Raw genomic sequence first — 21,168 nt, forward strand, 5'->3', positions numbered from 1 at the left:
CTGCGCCGCGCCATAGCCCCCATGGCTTTAGTCACGGGCCGCATGCGCCGCACTGCGGTAGCCTGCATGGTCCAACCTTATCGCTGGATACCGCTTGATGACCACCCGCCTCGCCCTCGCGCTCGCCGCCACGCTCGGACTCGCCATGCCTGCCTACGCCAACGCCGCCACGCCCGCCGCTTCGCAAGCGGCCACGCAGGCCAATCCGTTCTTCGCCGAAAGCCCGTTGCCGCTGCACTACCCGCAGTTCGACCGGATCAAGGACAGCGACTTCGCCCCGGCCTTCGACGCCGGCATGGCGCAGCAGCTGAAGGAAGTGGAGGCGATCGCCAACCAGAAGGCCAAGCCGAGTTTCGACAACACCATCGTGGCGATGGAGAAGAGCGGCCAGGTGCTGGACCGCGCGACCACGGTGTTCTTCAACCTGGTCGGCGCCGACACCAACGATGCGCGCAAGCAGCTGCAGGCGGAGTACTCGGGCAAGTTCGCCGCGCACCGCGACACGATCTCGCTCAATCCCAAGCTGTTCGCGCGCATCCAGGCGCTGTACGACACCCGCAACCAGCTCGGCCTGGACGCGCAGGGCGTGCGCCTGGTGGAGAAGTACTACAGCGATTTCGTGCGCGACGGCGCCAAGCTCGGCGATGCCGACAAGACCAAGCTCAAGGCTATGAACGCCGAGCTGGCCAAGCTCGGCACCCAGTTCAGCCAGAACGTGCTGGCCGAAGTGAATGCCGCCGCGGTGGTGGTGGACGACGTCAAGCAGCTCGACGGCCTGTCCGACGAACAGATCGCCTCGGCGGCCGAAGCGGCCAAGGCACGCAAGCTCGACGGCAAGTACGTGATCGCGCTGCTCAACACCACCGGCCAGCCGCCGCTGACCCAGCTCAAGGACCGCGCGCTGCGGCAGAAGATCTACGAAGCCTCGGTGTCGCGCGGCAGCCACGGCGGCAAGTACGACAACACCGCGCTGGTGTCGCGGATCATGAGCCTGCGCGCCGAGCGCGCCAAGCTGCTGGGCTACCCGAACCACGCCGCCTACTCGCTGGAAGACCAGACCGCCAAGACCCCCGAAGCGGTCAACGCGATGCTCGGCAAGCTGGCCCCGGCCGCGGTCGCCAACGCCAAGCGCGAGGCCGCCGACCTGCAGGCGATGATCGACAAGGAACAGAAGGCGGCCGGCAAGCCGAGCTTCACCCTCGCCGCCTGGGACTGGGCCTACTACACCGAGAAGGTGCGCCAGGCCAAGTACGACTTCGACGAGTCCCAGCTCAAGCCCTACTTCGAACTGAAGAACGTGCTGGAAAACGGCGTGTTCTACGCCGCCAACCAGGAATACGGGCTGACCTTCAAGCAGCGCACCGACCTGCCGACCTACCGCGACGACCTGCTGGTCTACGACGTGTTCGACGCCGACGGCCAGCAGCTGGCGATCTTCATCGCCGACATGTACGCGCGCGAATCCAAGCGCGGCGGCGCGTGGATGAATTCCTACGTGTCGCAGTCGGCGCTGACCGGCTACAAGCCGGTGGTCGCCAACCACCTCAACATTCCCAAGCCGCCGGCCGGCCAACCCACGCTGCTGACCTGGGACGAGGTCACCACCGCGTTCCACGAGTTCGGCCATGCGCTGCACGGCATGTTCTCCAACGTGAAGTACCCGTACTTCTCCGGCACCAGCGTGCCGCGCGATTTCGTCGAGTTCCCGTCGCAGGTCAACGAGATGTGGGCGGACGATCCGGCCATCCTCAAGCACTACGCCAAGCACTACCAGAGCGGCGCGCCGATGCCGCAGGCCTTGCTGGACAAGGTGGTGGCCGCGGCCAAGTTCAACCAGGGCTTCGCCACCACCGAATACCTGGGCGCGGCGATGCTCGACCAGCGCTGGCACCAGCTCGCCGCCGGCCAGGTGCCGCCGGCAGCGGGGGTGATGGACTTCGAGGCCAAGGCGCTGGCCGCCGACGGCATCGCCTACGCGCCGGTGCCGCCGCGCTACCGCACGCCCTATTTCAGCCACATCATGGGCGGCTACGCGGCCGGCTACTACGCCTATATCTGGTCCGAGGTGCTCGACGCCAACACCCAGCAGTGGTTCAAGCAGCATGGCGGGCTCAGCCGCGCCAACGGCGACCGCTTCCGCCAGACCCTGCTCTCGCGCGGCGGCAGCGTCGATGCGATGCAGCTGTTCCAGGACTTCGCCGGGCACGCGCCGAAGATCGAACCGTTGCTGGAAAAGCGCGGCCTGACCCCGGGCGGCGGCGACAGCGCCACGCCGCAGACGCCGGCCGGCAAGGACTGAAAAGACTGAACCCCCGCGCCATGCGCACCCCGACGCCGCCCGCATTCGCGGGCGGCGTCGTCGTTTGCGGCGCTTGCCGCAGCCGCGTGCGTCCGCACGCGCGGACGCGGCGCGGTCAGCCGGCGCTGTCGATGCCGGCCAGCATCTTCTTGAGCAGCGTCTCCAGCTGCACCTGCTCGGCCTCGTCCAGGCCGGCGGTCTCCTCGTCCAGGAACGTGCACACCGCCGGCAACATGCGTTCGATCAGCGCGATCCCGGCCGGCTGCAGGGTCAGGGTGATCTTGCGCCGGTCCTCGGGGCTGGCCGAGCGCAGCAGCAGGCCCTTGCCGCACAGGTTGTCGGTGAGGCGGGTGATGTTGGCGGGCTTCTCGCTCGCCGCCTCGGCCACTTCGGTCGGGGTGATGCACTGCCCGGGCGTGCCGTACAGCATCATCAGGATCTCGTATTCCGGCGGACTGATGCCGTGCGCCTTGAGCAGCCCGCAGGCATTGGCGTGGATGCGCTTGTACAGATGCTTGACGAGCCTGACCAGCACGGCCGGTTCGCGTGGGAAGGCAGGGTAGCGCTCGCAGGTGAAGGCTACGCGCCGCTCGGTCTGATCAAAACTTCCCATTGGAGGGTGGAATCGCACGTCAGGGGTCGGGGCCGCCAATGCTACCGACTGTTGTGCGACAGCAACCACCCGCCTTCGCTCAACGCGGTGCGCGGTATCCTCCCCGTACACCTTCGGGCGACAACAGCAGCTGCCACAACTGCGCGCGGCGGCAGCGAAAGGTGGCCATCGACCCGGCCAGATAGAAGCGCCACATGCGCCGGAAACGCAGGTCGTAGCGCTGCGCATCCAGATCCGGCCAGGCCGCCTCGACGTTGTCGCGCCAGGCGTGCAGCGTGCGCTCGTAGTCGGCGCCGAAGTTGTGCCAGTCCTCGCACACGAAGCGGCCTTCCAGCGCCGCGGCGATCTGCGCGGCCGAGGGCAACATCGAATTGGGAAAGATGTAGCGCGCGATCCACGGATCGGTCCGGTGCCGCGACACGTTGCTGCCGATGCTGTGCAACAGGAACAGCCCATGCGGATGCAGGCACTGCCGTACCCGTGCGAAGTAGCTGCGGTAGTTCTTGTCGCCGACGTGCTCGAACATGCCGATCGAGAAGATCGCGTCGAAACGCTCGTCCAGCGCGCGGTAGTCCTGCAGGCGGATCTCGATCGGCAGGCCGCGGCACAGCTGCCGCGCGTAATCGGCCTGTTCCCGCGACACGGTGACGCCGACCCCGGCCACGCCGTAGCGCTCGGCGGCGAACTTCAGCGCCTCGCCCCAGCCGCAGCCGATGTCCAGCACGCGCATGCCCGCGCGCAACCGCAGCTTGCGGCAGACCAGGTCGAGCTTGGCCTCCTGCGCCGCGTCCAGAGCGTCGGCGGCGGCCCAGTAGCCGCAGCTGTAGACCAGGCGGCGGCCGAGCATCGCCCGGTACAGGTCGTTGCCCAGGTCGTAGTGGCGGCGCCCGACCTCGTAGCTGCGGCGTCCGCGCTGCAGGTTGAACAGGCGTGCGCGCACCGCGTAGGCCAGGTCGGCGATGCCGTGCACGCGCTGCTCGAGCCGGGCATCGAGCAGCCGCGCCAGGGTCTGGTCCAGCGCCGGCGCCTCCCACCAGCCGTCCATGTAGCTTTCGCCCAGGCCCAGCGACCCTTGCGCCAGCACCCGCGCGTAGAAACGCGGGTCGTGCACCGCGATGTCGTGGGCGCGCGCGCCGCCGACGCGCACGTCGGCACTGGCGAGCAGGTCGACGACACGGCGCTGCAGCGGCCCGGCCACGCCCGCACCCGCTATGCCGCGAACAGCTCCGCGTATTCCGGCGCCACCAACCCGCGCAGCACGCTGGCCGGGACATCCACCGTCTGCGTGCCATCGGAATACGGTCCCACCTGGTAAGGCGGGAACACGAAGCGCAACGCCACGATCTTGCCGGCGGCGTCGACCAGGGGCTGGAACTGACTGAAGTTCTCCGCTTGCGGCTCGGTTCCTTCGGCGATCATCTTGTCGGCGCTGCGGACCTGTTCGTCGTGGTCCTCCGGCGGCAACTGCTCGGCATCCACCCGCGCCTGCACCGCCTGGCGCAGCTGCGTGGCGACATAGCCGGCCACCTGCGCCCAGCCCTTGGGATCGGGAATCAGCGTCTCGGCGGTCAGCATGCGCTGCTGCTGCGGCAGCCATACGAAGCGCGCCACCAGCGGCTCGCCATGGGCGCCGCCGGTATAGCGGCTGCCGTCGGCGGCCACCGCCACCAGTTCGGGCCGTTCCAGCAGCATCTCGAACTGCAGCGACAGCTCGTAGGGCGCGCTGGGACGGTCGTTGCCGAGGCCGCCGACCGCTTCCATCAGTTCGCCGCGCGCGGCCTGCGCGTAGCGGCCGACCGCCTCGGCCAGGCCCGGATAGCGGTTGAGCGCCGGCGGGAAGGTGATGCCGACCACGTAGCTGGGGCTGTGCTCGATCACGTCCTTCAGTTCCATCGGGGCCGGCGCTGCGGGCGCCGCCGCGGCGGCGGGCGCCGGAGCCGGCGCCGGTTCGGCGGCCGGCGCCGCCGCCTCGCGCTTGCACCCTGCCACGGCCAACGTCGCCGCCAACGCCAGCGCCGTCCACCGCCATGGAATGTTCTGCCCCGTCTGTACCCTGTGCCTCACGTCCATTCCCCTGTGTCTTGCGTCTGTGTGATGACGAATTATCGCGCCGTCGTCGCGTCGTGCGCACTCAGCCGGGCAAGTCGGCGTATTCGGGATGGCGCTGCACGAACACCGCCGCGTACGAACAGGCCGGGACCACCTTCAATCCCTGCGCCCGCGCATGGTCCAGCGCCGCGCTCACCAGCCGTGCCGCCAAGCCGCGGCCGCCGATCGCGGTCGGCACGCCGGTATGGGTGATGACCAGGCGGCCGTCCTGCAGCAGATAGTCCAACTCGGCCTCATGGCCGTCCAGCTGCAGCGCGAAGCGCTGTCGCTGCGGATCGTGTGCGATCGGTGGGGAGGACGCTGCGCTCATGGCCTGGCTCATGCGACGGAATGCACAGTCTGGTCGCGCGCGCGCCGCGACGATGTGAAGCCGCACGCCGCGCCGCGTCACCCGCAGCCGACGCGCTGCGTCACTTCCGGCCGGGGCCGGGCCGGCGGCCGGCCACGACGCGGCTCAGGGACGCGCGCCGATCCCTGCAGCCGGCTCGGGAATCGGCGACGCGCCCTAAAGTCCTGCCGCGCGCGGCCGCTACCAACCGCGTACCACCGTGGAAATCTGGCATGGGACTTGCGAAATCCATCACGGTGTAATCGAACAGGGGCGATGCGCATGAGCGACAACGAACAGATCCATGGCGACCACGATGCGTCGTTGCTGGAAGGGCTGTACCAACTGGTGGTCAGCGGCCACACCCAGGGCTGGGAATTCGACCAGCTCAACAGCGAGGTCTACGACCGGCTGAAGCAAACCTACGAACACGCCGCGATCGGCAGCGCCAACGTGCAATTGCGCGGCCAGCAGGCCGCCTGAGCCGAGCCTCACGCGCGGACCGCGGCGCGGGCCGCAGACCGCCGGAGAGGTTTCGAGCCACCGGCCGCAGCACGCACCCCGCGCTGGCAGCCGGTTTCCGTTTCGGCGGTCCCCTCGCCTCGCGCCCACCTGCAGCGACGGCATCGCCGCCAGCGTGCGCGAATCCGCGCGGCCGCTAGCCGCGGCCGAAGCGCGGCTGCGCCAGCTGGTCGAGGAAGTGCTGCAGCACCGACGGTTCCAGGATCAGCAGGAACATCACCCCGAACGCGGCACCGGCCAGGTGCGCGCTATGGTTGATGTTGTCGCCGCCACGGCGGTCCATCCAGATGCTGTAGCCCACATAGAACAGCGCGTACAGGATCGCCGGGATCGGAATCGGGATGAAGAAGAAGTAGATCCCGGTCCACGGCGCCAGCAGGATGTAGGCGAACAGCACCGCCGAGACCGCGCCGGACGCGCCCAGGCTGAAGTAGTTCGGGTTCTTCTGGTTCTTCAGGTAACTGGGCAGGATCGCCACCACCAGCGCCGCCAGGTAGAACAGCGGATAGGTCAGCAGGCTGCCGGTCAACCGCTCCATCAACCGTTCGATCGGGCCGCCGAAGAAGTACAGCGTGACCATGTTGAACAGCAGATGCGGGAAATCGGCGTGGATGAAGCCATGCGTCACCAGCCGGTCGTATTGCTTGTGCCGGTCGATCGCCGGCGGCCACAGGATCAACCGGTCGAGCAGCTTGCGGTTGTTGAACGCCGCCCACGACACCAGCACGGTGAGGACGATCAGGATCAGGTTGACGGGGGTGACGGACGGCATGCGGGGGCCTCAGGCGGTACGGTAATGATCGACCATGCGGTAACGGCGCGCATACAACCCGAACAACAGCGCGGCGACGCAGGCGAAGGCGGCGAAGAAGAACATCAGGAACGCGGTTTCGCTGAGCCCGGTACTGCCGATGTGCGCGGTGACGGTGTCGTTGCGCACCGCCGCGTTGGACAGCAGCACCCACAGGTTGCCGACCGTGGTGGTCAGGTTCCAGAAGCTCATCACCACGCCCTTCATCGATTGCGGCGCCTGGCTGTAGGCGAACTCCAGGCCGGTCGCCGAGACCAGCACCTCGCCGAAGGTCAGTAGCGCGTACGGCAGGATCTGCCAGGCGATGGACAGCGCGTCGCCGCCGTCCATCGCCACCTGCAGCGTGCCGACCACGATCCAGGCCAGGCCGCTGAAGGCGATGCCCGCGGTCATCCGCCGCAACGCGGTCGGCTCGTAGCCGCCACGGCGCAGCAGCGGATACAGCACCAGGTTGTTGAACGGGATCAGCAGCATCACCAGCGCCGGATTCAGCGCCTGCATCTGCGAGGCGCTGAACCAGTCGGGCATCTGCATCTGCTGGCCCTGCAGCACCCAGGTCGAGGCCTTCTGGTCGAACAGCGAGAAGAACGGCGTCGCCAGCGCGAACACCACCAGCACCCGCAGCACCGCGCGCACGCCGTCCACCGCCGCGTCCGGATGCACCGCGCGGGCGCGCTCCAGCTGCCACCAGGTGCCGCCGCCGATGCCCGCCAGCAGCAGCACCAGCGCCAGGCACAGGCAGATCACGATGCCCAGCGTCGGCAGCAGCGCGAAGCTGGCCAGCGCCAGCACCACCGCGATGGCGGCGAGCGCCAGGCCGGGACGCCCCTGCCCCGGCGCGCGCGACAGCAGCGCGCTGCGCACCACCTGGGCGAAGCCGTGCGGATCCTGCGGCGGCAGCGGCACGCGCACGTAGCGGCGGCGCCCGGCCCAGAACACCAGCGTGGCCACGAACATCAGGATGCCGGGAATGCCGAACGCCCACGCCGGCCCCAGGTTCTTCAGCGCCAGCGGGATCAGCAGCGAGGCGAACAGCGAGCCGAAGTTGATGATCCAGTAGAAGGCGTCGAACACCACCTTGGCCAGGTGCTTGTTGGACTGGTCGAACTGGTCGCCCATGAACGAGGCCACCAGCGGCTTGATCCCGCCAGCACCCAGCGCGATCAGCCCCAGGCCGACGAAGAACCCTTCGCGGCTGCCCTCGAACAGCGCCAGGCAGGCGTGGCCCGCGCAATAGATCAGGCTGAACCACAGGATCGTTGTGTACTTGCCGAAGAAGCGGTCGGCCAGCCAGCCGCCGAGCAGCGGGAAGAAATACACGCCGACCATGAAGCTGTGCATGATGTGCTTGGCCTCGGCCTCGCGGCCGGGCGCGGTCATTTCCTGCAGCAGCAGCGAGGTGATCAGGAACTGCACCAGGATGTTGCGCATGCCGTAGAAGCTGAAACGCTCGCAGGCCTCGTTGCCGATGATGTAGGGGATCTGCCTCGGCATCCGCGCACCGGCATGTGCGTTGGCCGCACTCATCCGCACTTCCTCGTCGCTCGTTCGCTCGTCACAGGCACTGGTCCAGGCAAAATTTTCAGAAGGTTACCCGATCGTTCCGGGCGAATCGAACCGCCCGCAGCGGCCGCGGCGGCACGCAGGTGCTTCCGCAATCGGCGCGCTGCACGCATCATGGGGGCCTCTCCCGCGACGGTGCCGCAATGATCCGACCCTGGCTGGTCCCCCTCCTGCTGCCGATGCTGCTGTGCAGCATGCCATTGCTGGCCAGCGATGCAGGCCTGTCCACCGAGGCCGAGCGCAGCGGTTTTCTGCGTACCGGGCGCTACGCGGAGACCATCGCGCTGTGCGACGCGTTCGCGCGGCGCTATCCGCAGGCGGTGCGGTGCTTCGACTTCGGCACCACGCCCGAGGGCCGGCCGATGAAGGCGCTGGCGGTCTCCACGTCCGGCGCGCTGGATGCCGCAACGGCGCAAGCGCGCAAGCTGCCGGTGGTGCTGATCCAGGGCGGCATCCACGCCGGCGAGATCGACGGCAAGGACGCCGGCTTCCTGGCGCTGCGCCAGCTGCTCGACGGTGAGGCCGCGCGCGGCGCGCTGGACAAGCAGGTGTGGCTGTTCGTGCCGGTGTTCAACGTCGATGGCCACGAGCGCTTCGGCGCCTGGAACCGGCCCAACCAGCGCGGGCCGGAGCAGATGGGCTGGCGCACCACCGCGCAGAACCTCAACCTCAACCGCGACTACGTCAAGGCCGACGCGCCGGAGATGCAGGCGATGCTGCGCCTGGTCGAACAATGGGACCCGCTGCTGTACGTGGACCTGCACGTCACCGACGGTGCGCAGTTCGAGCACGACGTGTCGGTGCAGGTGGAACCGCTGCATGCCGGCGACGCCGCGCTGCGCGGCGACGGCCTGCGCCTGCGCGACGGCGTGCTCGCCGACCTGAAGCGGCAGGGCTCGCTGCCGCTGCCCTACTACCCCTCGTTCGTGGTCAACGACGATCCGGCCTCCGGCTTCGAGGACGGCGTGGCCACGCCGCGCTTCTCGCACGGCTATTTCCAGCTGCGCAACCGCTTCGGCATGCTGGTGGAAACGCATTCGTGGAAGCCCTATCCGCAACGCGTGCGCATCACCCGCAACACCATCGTCTCGGTGCTGCAGCAGGTGGCGCGCAACGGCGGCCGCTGGCGCGCCGACGCGCTCGCCGCCGACGCGCGCGCGCAGCAGCTCGGCGGCAAGACGCTGGCGCTGGACTACCGCACCACCGAGCAGTCGCGCCTGGTGGATTTCCGCGGCTACGCCTATACCCGCACGCTGTCGCCGGTGTCCGGGGCGCTGATGACCCGCTACGACGAGCGCACCCCGCAGATCTGGCGGGTACCGCTGCGCGATCACATCGTGCCCAGCGTGGAAGTCGTGGCGCCGCGCGCCGGCTATCTGGTGCCGGCCGCGCAGGCGGCGCTGGTCGCCGCCAAGTTGCGCCAGCACGGCATCGCCTTCCGCACCCTGGACCGCGCCGCCACGCTGCCGGTGCAGACGTTCCGCGCCGACGATGCCAGCTTCGCCGCGCGTTCCTCCGAAGGCCACCAGCGGCTCAGCGTGCAGGGCGGCTGGACCCCCGCGACGCGCGCCATCGGCGCCGGCGCCCTGTTCGTGCCGATCGCCCAGCCCAAGGCGCGGTTGCTGATGGCGTTGCTGGAACCGCAGGCGCCGGACTCGCTGCTGCAATGGGGCGAGTTCAACAGCGCCTTCGAGCGCACCGAATACATGGAAGACTATGTGGCCGAGGACGTGGCGCGGCAGATGCTGGCCAGCGACCCGGCACTGAAGGCCGAATTCGAGAGCAAGCTCGAGCACGACGCCGACTTCGCCAAGGATCCGCATGCGCGGCTGGAGTTCTTCCACCGCCGCCATTCCTCCTGGGATGCGCAGTACCGGCTGTATCCGGTGATGCGCAGCGACGAAGCGCCGTCCTAGCGCTTCAGCGGCTCTCCCCTCCCCAACTCCCCCCGATGCGCAATCCCTTCAGCTGCTAGAGAGGCCTCACGCCCCGCTATGAAAACGTTTTCAGGACTCCTTTGCCTGGCGCTCGCGCTGGCCTGGCCGGCCTTCGCCGCGCCTGCGCCCGCGACCGCCAAGGACACCCCGACGCTCAGCGTGGTCACGCTGAACCTGTACCACGACAAGCTCGACTGGCCGAATCGGCGCACCCAGATCGTGCAGACCCTGCGCGAACTGCATCCGGACGCGATCGCCCTGGAAGAAGTGCTGCAGCACGACACGCTGCCGAACCAGGCGCAATGGCTGGCCGAGCAGCTCGGCTACGCGTATTACTTCACCAGCGTCGATCCGCCCGGCGCCGCGCAGCGCTACGGCAACGCGCTGCTGACCCGGCGCCCGATCCTGGCGCGCGAACAGATCCGCCTGAACCCGCTCGACGACAGCCGCAGCGCCGGGCGCCTGCGCCTGGACGTGGACGGCCGCGCGGTCAATCTCTACATCACCCACCTGCACTGGACCGAGGCCGGCGGCGCGTTGCGCGAACGCCAGCTGCAGGACCTGCTGGCCTGGGTCGACAAGACCGCCGACGGCGCGCCGTCGCTGCTCGCCGGCGACTTCAACGCCAGCGCCGACGCGCCGGAACTGGCCGCGCTGCGCAGCGGCTTCGGCGACAGCTACGGCAGCCTGCACGGCGCCAAGGACCGTCGTGCCGACAGCACCTTGAACCCGAAGTTCAATCCGCCCAAACGCATCGACCACGTGTTCTTCCAGCGCGAGCGGTTCGAGCCGGTGAGCAGCCGCATCCTGTTCCAGAAGCCCGACGCTAACGGCGTCTGGGCCTCGGACCACTTCGGCCTGGTCAGCACGTTCCGCCTGGCGCCCAGCGCCACCGCCGATGCGCAGCGCCCGTGGACCGATCGCGCGCTGGCGCCGGACCGCCGCGCCGCGTTGCTGGTGCAGGCGATGACCCAGGACGAGAAGTTCCAGATGCTGCACAGCTACTTCGGCCTGGGCAAGGACGGCGGCCCGCTGCCGCCCGGCGCGCTCGGCTCGGCCGGCTTCGTGCCGGCGATCGAACGCCTGGGCATCGCCGCGCAACAGCTGGCCGACGCCGGCGTCGGCGTGACCAATCCGGGCAACGTGCGCCCCGGCGACCACGCCACCGCGCTGCCGTCCGGCCCGGCCACCGCCGCCACCTGGAACCGCGACCTGGCCTTCGCCGGCGGCGCCACCATGGGCCGCGAGGCCTGGCAGCAGGGCTTCAACGTGCTGCTGGCCGGCAGCGTCAACCTGCAGCGCGATCCGCGCAACGGCCGCAACTTCGAGTACGCCGGCGAAGATCCGCTGCTGGCCGGGGTGATGGTCGGCGAGTCGATCCGCGGCGTGCAGAGCCAGCGCGTGGTGTCGACGATGAAGCACTTCGCGATGAACGACCTGGAGACCGGGCGCAACACCCACAGCGCCGACATCGGCGAGCAGGCCATGCACGAATCGGACCTGCTGGCGTTCGAGCTGGCGCTGAAGATCGGCGAACCCGGCTCGGTGATGTGTTCCTACAACCGCATCAACGGCATCTACGGCTGCGAACACGACTACCTGCTCAACAAGGTGCTCAAGCAGGAATGGAAGTTCCCCGGCTACGTGATGTCCGACTGGGGCGGCGTGCACAGCGGTTCCAAGGCGGCGCTGGCCGGGCTGGACCAGCAATCGGCCGGCGAAGTGTTCGACAAGGCGGTGTACTTCGACCAGCCGCTGCGCCTGGCGGTGGCCGGCGGCACGGTGCCGCAGGCGCGCCTGGACGACATGGTGCGGCGCATCCTGCGCGCCTTCATCGCCACCGGCAGCTTCGACCATCCGCCGCAGCGCCAGCCGATCGACGACGTCGCCGGCGGCGAGGCGGTGCAGAAAGTGGTCGAGGAAGGCACGGTACTGCTGCGCAACGAGCGCGACACGCTGCCGTTGCCGCGCACGCTGCGGCGCATCGCGGTGATCGGCGGGCATGCCGACAAGGGCGTGATCGGCGGCGGCGGCTCGTCGATGGTCGGCTTCACCGTCAACGGCGCCAACGCGGTGCCGGGGCTGGCCCCGACCACCTGGCCGGGCCCGGTGATGTTCCATCCGTCCTCACCGCTGCAGGCATTGCGCAAGGCAATGCCTGACGCGCAGATCGACTATGCCAGCGGCGACGATGTGGCGGCGGCGGCCAAGCTCGCGCGCGGCGCCGAGGCGGTGATCGTGTTCGCCACACAGTGGTCGGCCGAATCGGTGGACCTTCCCGACATCAAACTGCCCGGCAAGCAGGACGCGCTGATCGCGGCGATGGCCAAGGCCAACCCGCGCACGGTGGTGGTGCTGGAGACCAACGGCCCGGTGGCGATGCCGTGGCTGCAACAGGTGCCGGCGGTGCTGGAAGCGTGGTACCCGGGCATCCGCGGCGGCGAAGCGCTGGCGCGCCTGCTGCTGGGCGAGGTCAATCCGTCCGGGCGCCTGCCGGTGACCTGGCTGCGCGACGTGGCGCAGCTGCCGCGGCCATCGATCCCGGGGCTGGGCTTCAAGCCGGCGCAACCGGCCGGCAGCAATGTCGACTACGACATCGAGGGCGCCAACGTCGGCTACCGCTGGTTCGCCGCGCGCGGCCTGGATCCGCTGTACGCGTTCGGCCACGGCCTGTCCTACACCCGCTTCGACTACGCCAACCTGAGCGTGCAGGTGGACGGCAACACGGTGATCGCCAGCTTCGACGTGCGCAACAGCGGCGAACGCGAAGGCGCCGACGTGCCGCAGCTGTACCTGCGCCTGCCGCAGGGCCACCACACGCCGATCCGCCTGGTCGGCTGGGACAAGCTCACGCTCAAGCCCGGCGAAACCCGCCGCGTCAGCATCGTCGCCGAACCCAAGACCCTGGCCGACTACGACCCGGCGCAGCGCCAGTGGCGCATCGCCGCCGGCGACTACGAACTGGTGCTGGGCCGCTCGGCGACGCAGGCCGCGGCCAGCGTGCCGCTGCGTCTACAAGAAAGCGTGCTGCCGCGCTAGAAACCGCAGCGCCGCGTGTCCATGTACACGTGGCGCTGAAGCCGCAGGTCCTAGCATTCAGCGCATGACGCGCACGCCCGGGACTCCACGACGACGGCATCGCCTCGGCTGGCTGCTGCTGGCCCTGGTGACGCATGCGGGCGCGCAAGCGCTGCCCGCCGGCTTGCCGGTGCCGCCGCCTGCGCCCGCGGCGACGCTCAGCGTGGTCAGCCTCAATCTCGATCAGGACCGCAACGACTGGCCCGCGCGCCGCGGGCGCCTCGTCGATGCGCTGCAACGGCTGCAACCCGATGCGATCGCGCTGCAGGAAGTGCTGCAGACCTCCGCGTTGCCGAACCAGGCGCAATGGCTGGCCGCGCAGCTCGGCTACCACTGCCATTTCATCAGCGCCGATCCGCCGAGCCGGCCGCAACGCCGCGGCAATGCGCTGCTGACCCGGCTGCCGGTGCTGGAGGAAGCGGAAACCCTGTTGCATCCGTTCGAGGACTACAGCGTGGCCGGCCTGGTGCGCGTGGACCTGCACGGGCAGCCGGTGAACCTGTACTTCACCCGCCTGCATGCCGAGCGCGACGGTGGCGCCAGCCGCCGCGAACAGGCCGACGACCTGATGGCGTGGATCGACGCCACCGCCGAGGGCGTGCCCTCGCTGCTGGCCGGCGGCTTCTACGCCGCCGCCGACGCCCCGGAACTGGCGCCGCTGGCCGCGCGCTTCGGCGACAGCGACGCGCGCCTGCGCGGCGCAGGCAACGACGCGCCGCGCAACGGCCTGGATCCGCACCTGTTCGCGCTGGCCGCGCAGGCCGACCATGTGTTCTTCGAACGCGACCGCTTCCGCCCGCTGCGCAGCGCGCGGCTGCTGCCGCGCACGCCGGGCGCAGCGCGTGGCGCCGATCCGCGCGGCCTGCTGGTGGCGCTGCAACCGCTGGATCCGCTGCCGGCGGACGCGGTCCCGCCGTTGCCGGTGCCTTGACCGCAGCGCGCGCGACGGCGCGCGCCGCTCTGCCTACAGTTCGATGATGCCGCGCTTGACCGCGATCGCCACCGCGTGGGTGCGATCGCGCGCGCCGAGCTTGCACAGGATGTTCTTCATGTGCGCCTTGACCGTCTCCTCGGCGATCGACAGCAGCGCGGCGATGGCCTTGTTGGAATTGCCCGCGGCCACGCTCTGCAGCACCTGGATTTCGCGCGCGGACAGGCTGTCGCCGAGCAGGTGTTCGGCGATCCCCGCGGCCACTTCGGCCTGCACCTGGCGCCGGCCCTGGTGCACCGCGCGCACCGTGTCGACCAGTTCGCGGCGCAGCCCGCTCTTGAGCAGATAGCCGCTGGCGCCGGCTTCCAGCGCGCGCACCGCCTGCACGTCGCCGCGCGAGGCGGTGACCACCACGATCCGCGCCTGCGGGAATTCCTTGCGCAGGGCGACGATCACCTCGATGCCGCCGAGGCCGGGCAACTGCAGGTCCAGCAGCACCAGGTCCGGGCGCAGCGTGCGATAGGCCTGCAGCGCCTGCAGGCCATCGGCCGCCTCGCCGACCAGTTGCAGGTCCGGTTGCGCGGCCAGCACCGCGGCCATGCCCTCGCGCAGCAACGGATGGTCGTCGACGACGAGGATGCGGATCGGCATCGGCAACACCTCGTTCACTTCGGCTCGCTCACTTCACGTCTCACTTCACTCGGTTCCCGCCAGCCACTGGCGCAGGCGGCACCATAGCCGGTTTCGCGCCGGTTCGCGGTAGGCGCGGCGCGCCGGCAGGCGCAGATTGAGTTCGGTGCCCATGCCGGGCCGCGACCACACATCCAGGCGCGCCTCGATGCGCCGCGCGCGCTCCTGCATGCCGGTCAGTCCCCAATGCCCGGCGCGGCCGCCGGCAGCCAGCACCTGCGGCTCGATGCCGCGGCCGTCGTCGCGGAAACGCAGCCGCAGCGCATCGCGGCCGTAGGCGATCTCGACCTCGATGCTGCTCGCCTGCGCATGCCGGAACGCGTTGAGCAGCGCCTCGCGGCCGAGCTGGTACAACTCGTCGGCGACCAGCGGCTGCAGCGGCAGCGGCGCGCCTTCGACCAGCACCCGCCGCTGCACCTGCGATTGCGCGCCCAGTTCCTCGAGCATGTCGGCGAAGGCGGTCGGCAACGAGGGCGTGTTCCCGGCGCTGGCGCGCAAGCCCTCGACCCGGTCGCGCCCCTGCTCCAGCGCCTGTTCGGCGCGATCGAGCGTGCTCTCCAGTTCGCGCCGCAGCGGCGCGCCGACCGGCAGCGTGCCCAGTGCCGCATGGGTGCGCAGGATCAGGCCCTGGTAGCCCTGCAGCAAGGTGTCGTGCAGTTCGCGGGCGATGCGTTCGCGCTCCTGGTAGCGCTCTTCCAGCCGCAGCCGCAGCCGCGTGGCCAGCTGGCGCATGCGCAGCAGGTACAGCGCCGACAAGGCCAGCAGCAGCGCCAGCGCGCACAGCAGCCAGAACGCCGGGGTCTGCACGAAGCGCGGCGCGATGCCGAAGCGCAGCGTGGCGCCCTGCGTGTTCCAGACCCCGTCGTTGTTGGCGGCGATGACCTGGAAGCGGTACTGCCCGGGGCGCAGGTTGGTGTAGAACGCCTCGCGGCGCGCGCCGGCATCGCGCCAGGTCTCGTCCACGCCGTCCAGGCGGAAGCGGAAACGCATCCGCTCCGGCGAGGTCAGGCTGGTCGCGGTGTAGGCGATCTGCACCCGCGTGGTGCCCTTGGGCAACAGCAGCGGCGCGTCCAGCGGCAGCGGCCGCTCGTTGGCGAACAGCGCGCGCACGAACACCTGCGGCGGCCACGGGTTGCGCCACAGGCGCCGGGTGTCGATCCAGGCCAGGCCCTGGCTGGTGGCCAGCCAGACCAGGCCGTCGCCGTCGCGCGCCGCGGTGCCGCTGCGGCTGGCCTGCACCGCCAGGCCGGGCAAGCCGTCGGCGGCACCGTAGTAGGCCGGTTGCAGCGTCGCCGCGGCGGCGCCGAGCGCCGCATCGAGCTGGCGCCGGCCGATCCGCGACACGCCGACGGCACCGTTGAGCCACAGCTCGCCGTCCTCGCTCTCGGCGATGCCGGTGATGCCGCGCAAGCCCGGTGCGCGCGACGGCGGCAATGTCGCGAAGCGCGCGCCCTGCCATTGCGCGATGCCCAGCTCGCCGGCCACCAGCAGCGCGCCGGCGCCGGCGCCGGCATGGATGGTATTGACCCGGCCGACCTGCACGCCGTCGCCGGCCGCGAACGCGCGGACCCGCTCGCCCTGCAACTGCCGCACTTCCCCGGATGCGTAGCCGAACCAGTAGCGGCCCTGCGCGTCCTCGGCGATCGCGGTGCAGGTCGCCGGCGGCAGCAGCGCCTGCCGCGTCCATTGCCCGGCGCGGTAGCGGAACACGCCGTGCTCGGCGATCGCGACCCAGGCATCGCCGGCGCGATCGGACAGGAACGCGCGCACCTGCCGCGGCGCGAACCCGATCGGCAACGCGACCTCCTCGCGGCGCCCGTGGCGCAGCCGCAGCATGGCGTCGGCGCCGAGCACCCAGCCGCTGTCGCGCAGCCGCACGTACTCCTGCGCCAGCGGTTCGCCGCGCAGCAGCCGCTCGGCACTGGCGCGGTCGGCGCGGAACATGCCCTGCGGGTCGGAGACCAGCACGCTGCCGTCGGGCTGCGCATGCACTTCGACCTCGCCGGCCTCGGCACCGGGCTGGCCGGGCAGCGCCATCACGTTGCGCTGGCGGTAGCGGTTGAGACCTAGCGTGCTGCCGATCCAGACATTGCCCTCCTTGTCCTCCAGCACCGGCGCGGCGAAGTCCGAGGCCAGCCCGTCGCTGCGGCGCAACCGCTCCAGCCGCGGCGCGCGCGGATCGTCCAGCACCACCCGCACCGCGCCACGCGCCTGGAAATCGGACAGCCACAGGCTGCCGTCGCGGGCGAAGCCCATGCGCCGTGCCGCCAGACCGCGCAGCGCCGGCACGGCGAGCTGCGCCGTCGGCGGCAGCAGCGTGCCATCGGCATCGGCGATGACGCGGGTGCCGCCGCGCCGGTCCGACAGCCAGATGCGGCCGTCCGGGCTTTCGGCCAGCACCGCGTACAGCATGGTCGCGATGCCCGTGGACTCGAAGCGGCGTGCGCCCGGGCGCAGCCGCAGCACGCTGTCGCCACTGCTCACCCACAGCACGCCGCGGCGGTCGCGCAGCAGCCAGTCGGCGCGTGCGGACGGATACCCCCAGTCGGCACCGATCCGCTGCCAACGGCGGCCGTCGAAGCGGGCCAGCCCGGCCCAGGTCGCCGCCCACAGCGTGCCCTGGCCGTCCGTTTCCAAGCGCGCCACCGGCCCGGCCGGGAAGCCCTCGGCCGCGCCGAAGTTCAGCAGCCGGCCGCCTTGCAGCAGGCTGGCGCCGCCATCGAAATAGCCCAGCCACATGCGCCCGTCCGGCAACACGGTCAGCGCGGTCACGTTCTGCGACAGCAGCTGCGCGCCATGCGCCGGCTCGCGGCGCTCGAAGCGCTCGCCATCGAAGCGGTACAGGCCGAACCCGGTGGCCATCCACAGATAGCCGTCGCCCGACTGCGCCAGCGCCCACACGTCCGCCGGCGCGCCCTGCTCCACCCGCCAGGCGGTGTTGTGCAGCGGCGTCGGCCGCAACGGCGTCGGTGTGGCCGCGGCAAGCGTCGCCGCGAAGGCCAGGCCGAGCACCAGCACGGCGCCCGCCCAAAGCCGTCTTCGCAGACTTCGCACTGCGCTTTCTCTCGCTCGCAAAAAGGAAAAAACCGGATTTTCGACGGCTGCGCCGAACCCGCCAACGCCCCGATCGAGGGATGTTGCGCTGCCCCGAATACGGCTAGGCCGGCGTGCTGCGCCGGCCTTAGCCTGAGGGCCATGCAACGACTTTACTCCATGTTCCCCGGCGGCAGCGCCGGACTCGGGCTGCTGGCCCTGCGGCTGTTCCTGGCGCTGAGCCTATGGCCGTCCACCGCCGGCGGCGCCTGGGCATTGCCGCCGCACTGGCGCTGGGCGGCGCTGGCGCTGGCGCTGCTGGCGGCGGTCGGCGCGCTCACTCCGCTCGCCGCCGCGCTGGCCTGCGCAGTGCCGGCGCTGGCGTTGTGGCATGGCACGACCGTGGCGGGCAGCGCACTGCTGGCGGCACTGCCGGCGCTGGCACTGGCGCTGCTCGGGCCCGGAGCCTATTCGCTCGACGCACGCTGTTTCGGCCGGCGCCTGCTGGTGTTGCCGCGCGAACCGGCACAGGCCTCGCAGCGGAATCCCCCGAACGGGTGAGCATCCGCTCTGCCGGAATGGGGTGGCCGCGCTGCGGCGCCGGCAGCAGCATGGACAGGTCCCGGAACCGCATCCACGCGCATGCCGCAGGCGCCAGCCGAGATCGCGCGCGTGCGTTTCCGGCGCTTCCCAGGAGACACGCCATGCCCCGCCCCCACGCTCCCGCCCAACGCTCCACCGCCACCGATCGCCCGCCCGCCGCCAGCGCCGCCGGCAAAGGCCTGCGCCCGTGCGCACTGGCCCGCGCCCAACGCTACATCGACCACCATCTGGCCGAGCGCATCGGCCTGGCCGACATCGCCAACGCCGCCTGCGTCAGCCGCTACCACTTCGCGCGCATGTTCCGCCTGAGTACCGGCCACAGCCCGATGCAATACCTGCTGCAGCGGCGGATCGAACGCGCCCGGCAACTGCTGTTGAGCGGACGCCATTCGGTCAGCACCGTGGCCTACGAACTCGGCTTCTTCGACCAGAGCCATTTCGTCAACAGCTTCCGCCGCGTCACCGGCGCGACCCCGGGCTGGTATGCGCGGCACAACCGCGACAGCGCCGGTACCGGCGCGCCGGCCGCGGTGCCCGGCAATGGCGCCGAGCGTGCGCCCGTCACCGCCAGGCTGTGCCTGCCGGCCGCCTGAGCGCACAAAACGAAAGGCCGGGCGAACCCGGCCTTTCGATCCACGGCGCTGCCGGCGCGATCAGGCGATCGCGGCGTGGTAGCGGCGCTCGACTTCGTTCCAGTCCACCACGTTGAAGAACGCGCCGATGTAGTCCGGACGGCGGTTCTGGTACTTCAGGTAGTACGCGTGTTCCCACACGTCCAGGCCCAGGATCGGAGTGTTGCCCTCGAACAGCGGGCTGTCCTGGTTGGCGGTGCTTTCGACCACGATCTTCTTGTCCGGGGTCACGCTCAGCCATGCCCAGCCGCTGCCGAAGCGGGTCAGCGCGGCCTTGGTGAAGGCTTCCTTGAACTTGTCGAAGCCGCCCAGCTGGCTGTCGATCGCCTTGGCGACCTCGCCGACCGGGGTGCCGCCGGCGTTGGGCGCCATCACCGTCCAGAACAGCGAATGGTTGGCGTGGCCGCCGCCGTTGTTGCGCACCGGGCCCTGCAGGTTCTCCGGCAGCGACTTCAGCTTGGACACCAGCGCCTCGACCGGCAGGTCGGCGTACTCGGTGCCTTCCAGCGCGGCATTGACGTTGTTGATGTAGGTCTGGTGATGCTTGGTGTGATGGATTTCCATCGTCTGCGCATCGATGTGCGGTTCCAGCGCGTCGTAGGCGTAGGGCAGCTTGGGGAGGGTGTAGGCCATGTGGTTCTCCTGGACGTTCGCCCGCCGGAAGGACGGACGTTGCATGATGAATGGTAGGGACGACCGGCGACCATACCAAGACCGGCGTTGGGGAAACATCGTCCCATCGCGCAACGGCAGTGCCGGCCGCCGCCGCGGATCGGCGGCTACCATGCGCCAGCACCCGGTTAGTCGCATGTGAATCGCGCGTTGCAGCCGCGTCCGCGGCGCTGGCGCGATGCCAGGCCAGCATTGCTGGCACGTGGTTAAGAGCACGAACAGCCGCGCTCGCCCATACTGTGCCGCTGCTGCGCCAGAACGCGGCGCCCGCCGTTCTCGCTGGAGCTTCCCCCGATGCGCAAGCCCGTGTTACTGATCGCCGCGATCGTGCTGCTCGCCGCCGGACTGTGGGGCATCCGCGCATTGCAGCAACCGCCGCATCCGCAGTTCGCGCCCGCGCTCACCAACCCCGCTCCGCTGCCGGCACCTGCGCCGGCGCAGCCGCCGGCCACGCCGGCCGCGAGCGCGGACGCCACGCTGCCGGCGTTCCTGCCGCCCGAAGCGCGCGCCACCATCGCCCTGATCCAGCGCGGCGGTCCGTTCCCGCACCGCCAGGACGGCAGCGTGTTCGGCAACCGCGAAAACCGGCTGCCGTCACGCCCGCGCGGCTACTATCGCGAATACACCGTCGACACGCCGGGGCTGGAGCACCGCGGGACGCGGCGCATCGTCACCGGCGGCGACCCGCCGGACGTCTGGTACTACAGCGACGACCACTACGCCAGTTTCCGCAGTTTCAGCATCGCCTCCGGGAGGCCGTCGCCATGAACACTTTCAATTTTTCGCTGAACCTGGCCGAGCCGGCCGCATCCGGCGTCTACCGCGTCGCCAACAGCGACCTGGACAGCATCGCCGCGCTCGGCCGCGACGCCGGCCTGCGGCTGTGCCGGATCGACCTGCAGGGCTGCAGCAGCAAGCCGATGCTGCTGATGCGGCTGGCCGCGCAGCTGGACTTCCCGATCGGCTTCGGCCGCAACTGGGATGCCTTGATGGACGGCCTGCGCGACCTGTCGTGGCTGCCGGCCAAGGGCGGCTATGCGCTGCTGCTGGAAGACGCGGCCGAACTGCAATCGGTGGCGAAGAAGGATTTCGACGTGCTGCTGGAACTGCTCGACGACGTGGCCAAGGAATGGGCGCAGGACGGCATCGCCTTCGTCGCCTTCGTCGGCCTGCTGACCGGCGACGAGGCCGAATCCGACGAGCGCGACAGCCAGGCCGATGATCTGGACGAAGACGACGACGAAGAGGAAGCCGCCTCGCGCTGAGCGGAGCGCCGGCTGCGCAGTCGCGCGGCTGGCGCCGCTTCAATGCTGAAATTCCGCCCAAGGTGCACCCAGCACGCTGGCC

At 70.2% G+C, this 21,168-nt stretch carries 17 protein-coding genes and 1 pseudogene; 9 read left to right on the plus strand and 9 right to left on the minus strand.

The window, feature by feature from the left end; genetic code table 11:
• The first annotated feature begins 97 nt into the window (after nucleotides 1-97).
• The gene (locus HDC36_RS05970; protein WP_179565253.1) at nucleotides 98-2,299 is read left to right on the plus strand and encodes a M3 family metallopeptidase; all 2,202 of its coding nucleotides are present in this window, start codon (nucleotides 98-100) and stop codon (nucleotides 2,297-2,299) included.
• Nucleotides 2,300-2,414: 115 nt separating this feature from the next.
• Here HDC36_RS05970 and HDC36_RS05975 read toward each other — a convergent pair whose 3' ends face one another.
• The 4 genes from HDC36_RS05975 to HDC36_RS05990 all read right to left on the minus strand — a co-directional run bounded on the left by HDC36_RS05975 (nucleotide 2,415) and on the right by HDC36_RS05990 (nucleotide 5,331).
• Nucleotides 2,415-2,912: a MarR family transcriptional regulator gene (locus tag HDC36_RS05975; RefSeq protein ID WP_179565254.1), complete on the minus strand. Its 498-nt coding sequence runs from the start codon at nucleotides 2,910-2,912 to the stop codon at nucleotides 2,415-2,417.
• Nucleotides 2,913-2,991: 79 nt separating this feature from the next.
• Nucleotides 2,992-4,110, minus strand: coding sequence for a cyclopropane fatty acyl phospholipid synthase (gene cfa, locus HDC36_RS05980; RefSeq protein ID WP_179565256.1), 1,119 nt, complete (start codon nucleotides 4,108-4,110; stop codon nucleotides 2,992-2,994).
• An 11-nt stretch (nucleotides 4,111-4,121) separates the two neighbouring features.
• A complete protein-coding gene (locus HDC36_RS05985; RefSeq protein ID WP_179565258.1) occupies nucleotides 4,122-4,982 on the minus strand; it encodes a DUF3298 and DUF4163 domain-containing protein in 861 nt (286 codons plus the stop codon).
• A 61-nt stretch (nucleotides 4,983-5,043) separates the two neighbouring features.
• Entirely contained in the window at nucleotides 5,044-5,331 is a 288-nt protein-coding gene (locus HDC36_RS05990) for a GNAT family N-acetyltransferase (RefSeq protein WP_179565260.1), read from the minus strand.
• Between the two features lie 300 nt (nucleotides 5,332-5,631).
• Between HDC36_RS05990 and HDC36_RS05995 the strand changes: the two genes are divergently transcribed.
• Nucleotides 5,632-5,832: a hypothetical protein gene (locus HDC36_RS05995; RefSeq protein WP_179565262.1), complete on the plus strand. Its 201-nt coding sequence runs from the start codon at nucleotides 5,632-5,634 to the stop codon at nucleotides 5,830-5,832.
• Between the two features lie 175 nt (nucleotides 5,833-6,007).
• On the opposite strand, the gene HDC36_RS06000 is transcribed toward HDC36_RS05995, so the two are convergent.
• Nucleotides 6,008-6,643, minus strand: a complete 636-nt coding sequence (locus HDC36_RS06000; protein ID WP_179565264.1) for a rhomboid family intramembrane serine protease — start codon at nucleotides 6,641-6,643, stop codon at nucleotides 6,008-6,010.
• Between the two features lie 9 nt (nucleotides 6,644-6,652).
• On the minus strand, nucleotides 6,653-8,209 hold the full coding sequence (locus tag HDC36_RS06005) for an oligopeptide:H+ symporter (protein WP_179565266.1): 1,557 nt from the start codon (nucleotides 8,207-8,209) through the stop codon (nucleotides 6,653-6,655).
• 257 nt (nucleotides 8,210-8,466) lie between these two features.
• Between HDC36_RS06005 and HDC36_RS06010 the strand changes: the two are divergent.
• The 3 genes and pseudogenes from HDC36_RS06010 to HDC36_RS06020 form a co-directional block, all read left to right on the plus strand.
• A pseudogene (locus HDC36_RS06010) lies at nucleotides 8,467-10,161 on the plus strand (M14 family metallopeptidase); the annotation flags it as partial.
• Nucleotides 10,162-10,239: 78 nt separating this feature from the next.
• Nucleotides 10,240-13,221 carry a glycoside hydrolase family 3 C-terminal domain-containing protein gene (locus HDC36_RS06015; RefSeq protein WP_179565268.1) on the plus strand — a complete coding sequence of 994 codons (2,982 nt, stop codon included), beginning with the start codon at nucleotides 10,240-10,242 and terminating at the stop codon, nucleotides 13,219-13,221.
• Between the two features lie 64 nt (nucleotides 13,222-13,285).
• The gene (locus HDC36_RS06020; protein ID WP_179565269.1) at nucleotides 13,286-14,191 is read left to right on the plus strand and encodes an endonuclease/exonuclease/phosphatase family protein; all 906 of its coding nucleotides are present in this window, start codon (nucleotides 13,286-13,288) and stop codon (nucleotides 14,189-14,191) included.
• Nucleotides 14,192-14,224: 33 nt separating this feature from the next.
• Here HDC36_RS06020 and HDC36_RS06025 read toward each other — a convergent pair whose 3' ends face one another.
• Nucleotides 14,225-14,842: a response regulator transcription factor gene (locus HDC36_RS06025; RefSeq protein ID WP_179565666.1), complete on the minus strand. Its 618-nt coding sequence runs from the start codon at nucleotides 14,840-14,842 to the stop codon at nucleotides 14,225-14,227.
• A gap of 45 nt (nucleotides 14,843-14,887) precedes the next feature.
• Nucleotides 14,888-17,899 (minus strand): sensor histidine kinase, encoded by a 3,012-nt coding sequence (locus tag HDC36_RS06030; RefSeq protein ID WP_179565270.1) that lies wholly within the window; start codon nucleotides 17,897-17,899, stop codon nucleotides 14,888-14,890.
• Between the two features lie 177 nt (nucleotides 17,900-18,076).
• On the opposite strand from HDC36_RS06030, the gene HDC36_RS06035 reads away from it, so the two are divergent.
• Together HDC36_RS06035 and HDC36_RS06040 are read left to right on the plus strand one after the other, a co-directional pair.
• Nucleotides 18,077-18,475 carry a hypothetical protein gene (locus HDC36_RS06035; RefSeq protein ID WP_179565271.1) on the plus strand — a complete coding sequence of 133 codons (399 nt, stop codon included), beginning with the start codon at nucleotides 18,077-18,079 and terminating at the stop codon, nucleotides 18,473-18,475.
• A gap of 143 nt (nucleotides 18,476-18,618) precedes the next feature.
• The gene (locus HDC36_RS06040) at nucleotides 18,619-19,110 is read left to right on the plus strand and encodes an AraC family transcriptional regulator (protein ID WP_179565272.1); all 492 of its coding nucleotides are present in this window, start codon (nucleotides 18,619-18,621) and stop codon (nucleotides 19,108-19,110) included.
• Nucleotides 19,111-19,170: 60 nt separating this feature from the next.
• Here the strand turns inward: HDC36_RS06040 and HDC36_RS06045 are convergent, their stop codons facing one another.
• Nucleotides 19,171-19,782 (minus strand): superoxide dismutase, encoded by a 612-nt coding sequence (locus HDC36_RS06045; protein ID WP_179565274.1) that lies wholly within the window; start codon nucleotides 19,780-19,782, stop codon nucleotides 19,171-19,173.
• 333 nt (nucleotides 19,783-20,115) lie between these two features.
• Between HDC36_RS06045 and HDC36_RS06050 the strand changes: the two genes are divergently transcribed.
• Both HDC36_RS06050 and HDC36_RS06055 read left to right on the plus strand, forming a co-directional pair.
• A complete protein-coding gene (locus HDC36_RS06050) occupies nucleotides 20,116-20,589 on the plus strand; it encodes a ribonuclease domain-containing protein (RefSeq protein WP_179565276.1) in 474 nt (157 codons plus the stop codon).
• Nucleotides 20,586-21,086, plus strand: a complete 501-nt coding sequence (locus tag HDC36_RS06055) for a barstar family protein (protein ID WP_179565278.1) — start codon at nucleotides 20,586-20,588, stop codon at nucleotides 21,084-21,086. The genes HDC36_RS06050 and HDC36_RS06055 overlap by 4 nt, the downstream gene beginning before the upstream one ends.
• The last annotated feature ends 82 nt before the right edge of the window (nucleotides 21,087-21,168 follow it).

The sequence above is a fragment of the Xanthomonas sp. JAI131 genome, from assembly GCF_013410075.1.
GTDB lineage: Bacteria > Pseudomonadota > Gammaproteobacteria > Xanthomonadales > Xanthomonadaceae > Xanthomonas_A > Xanthomonas_A bonasiae.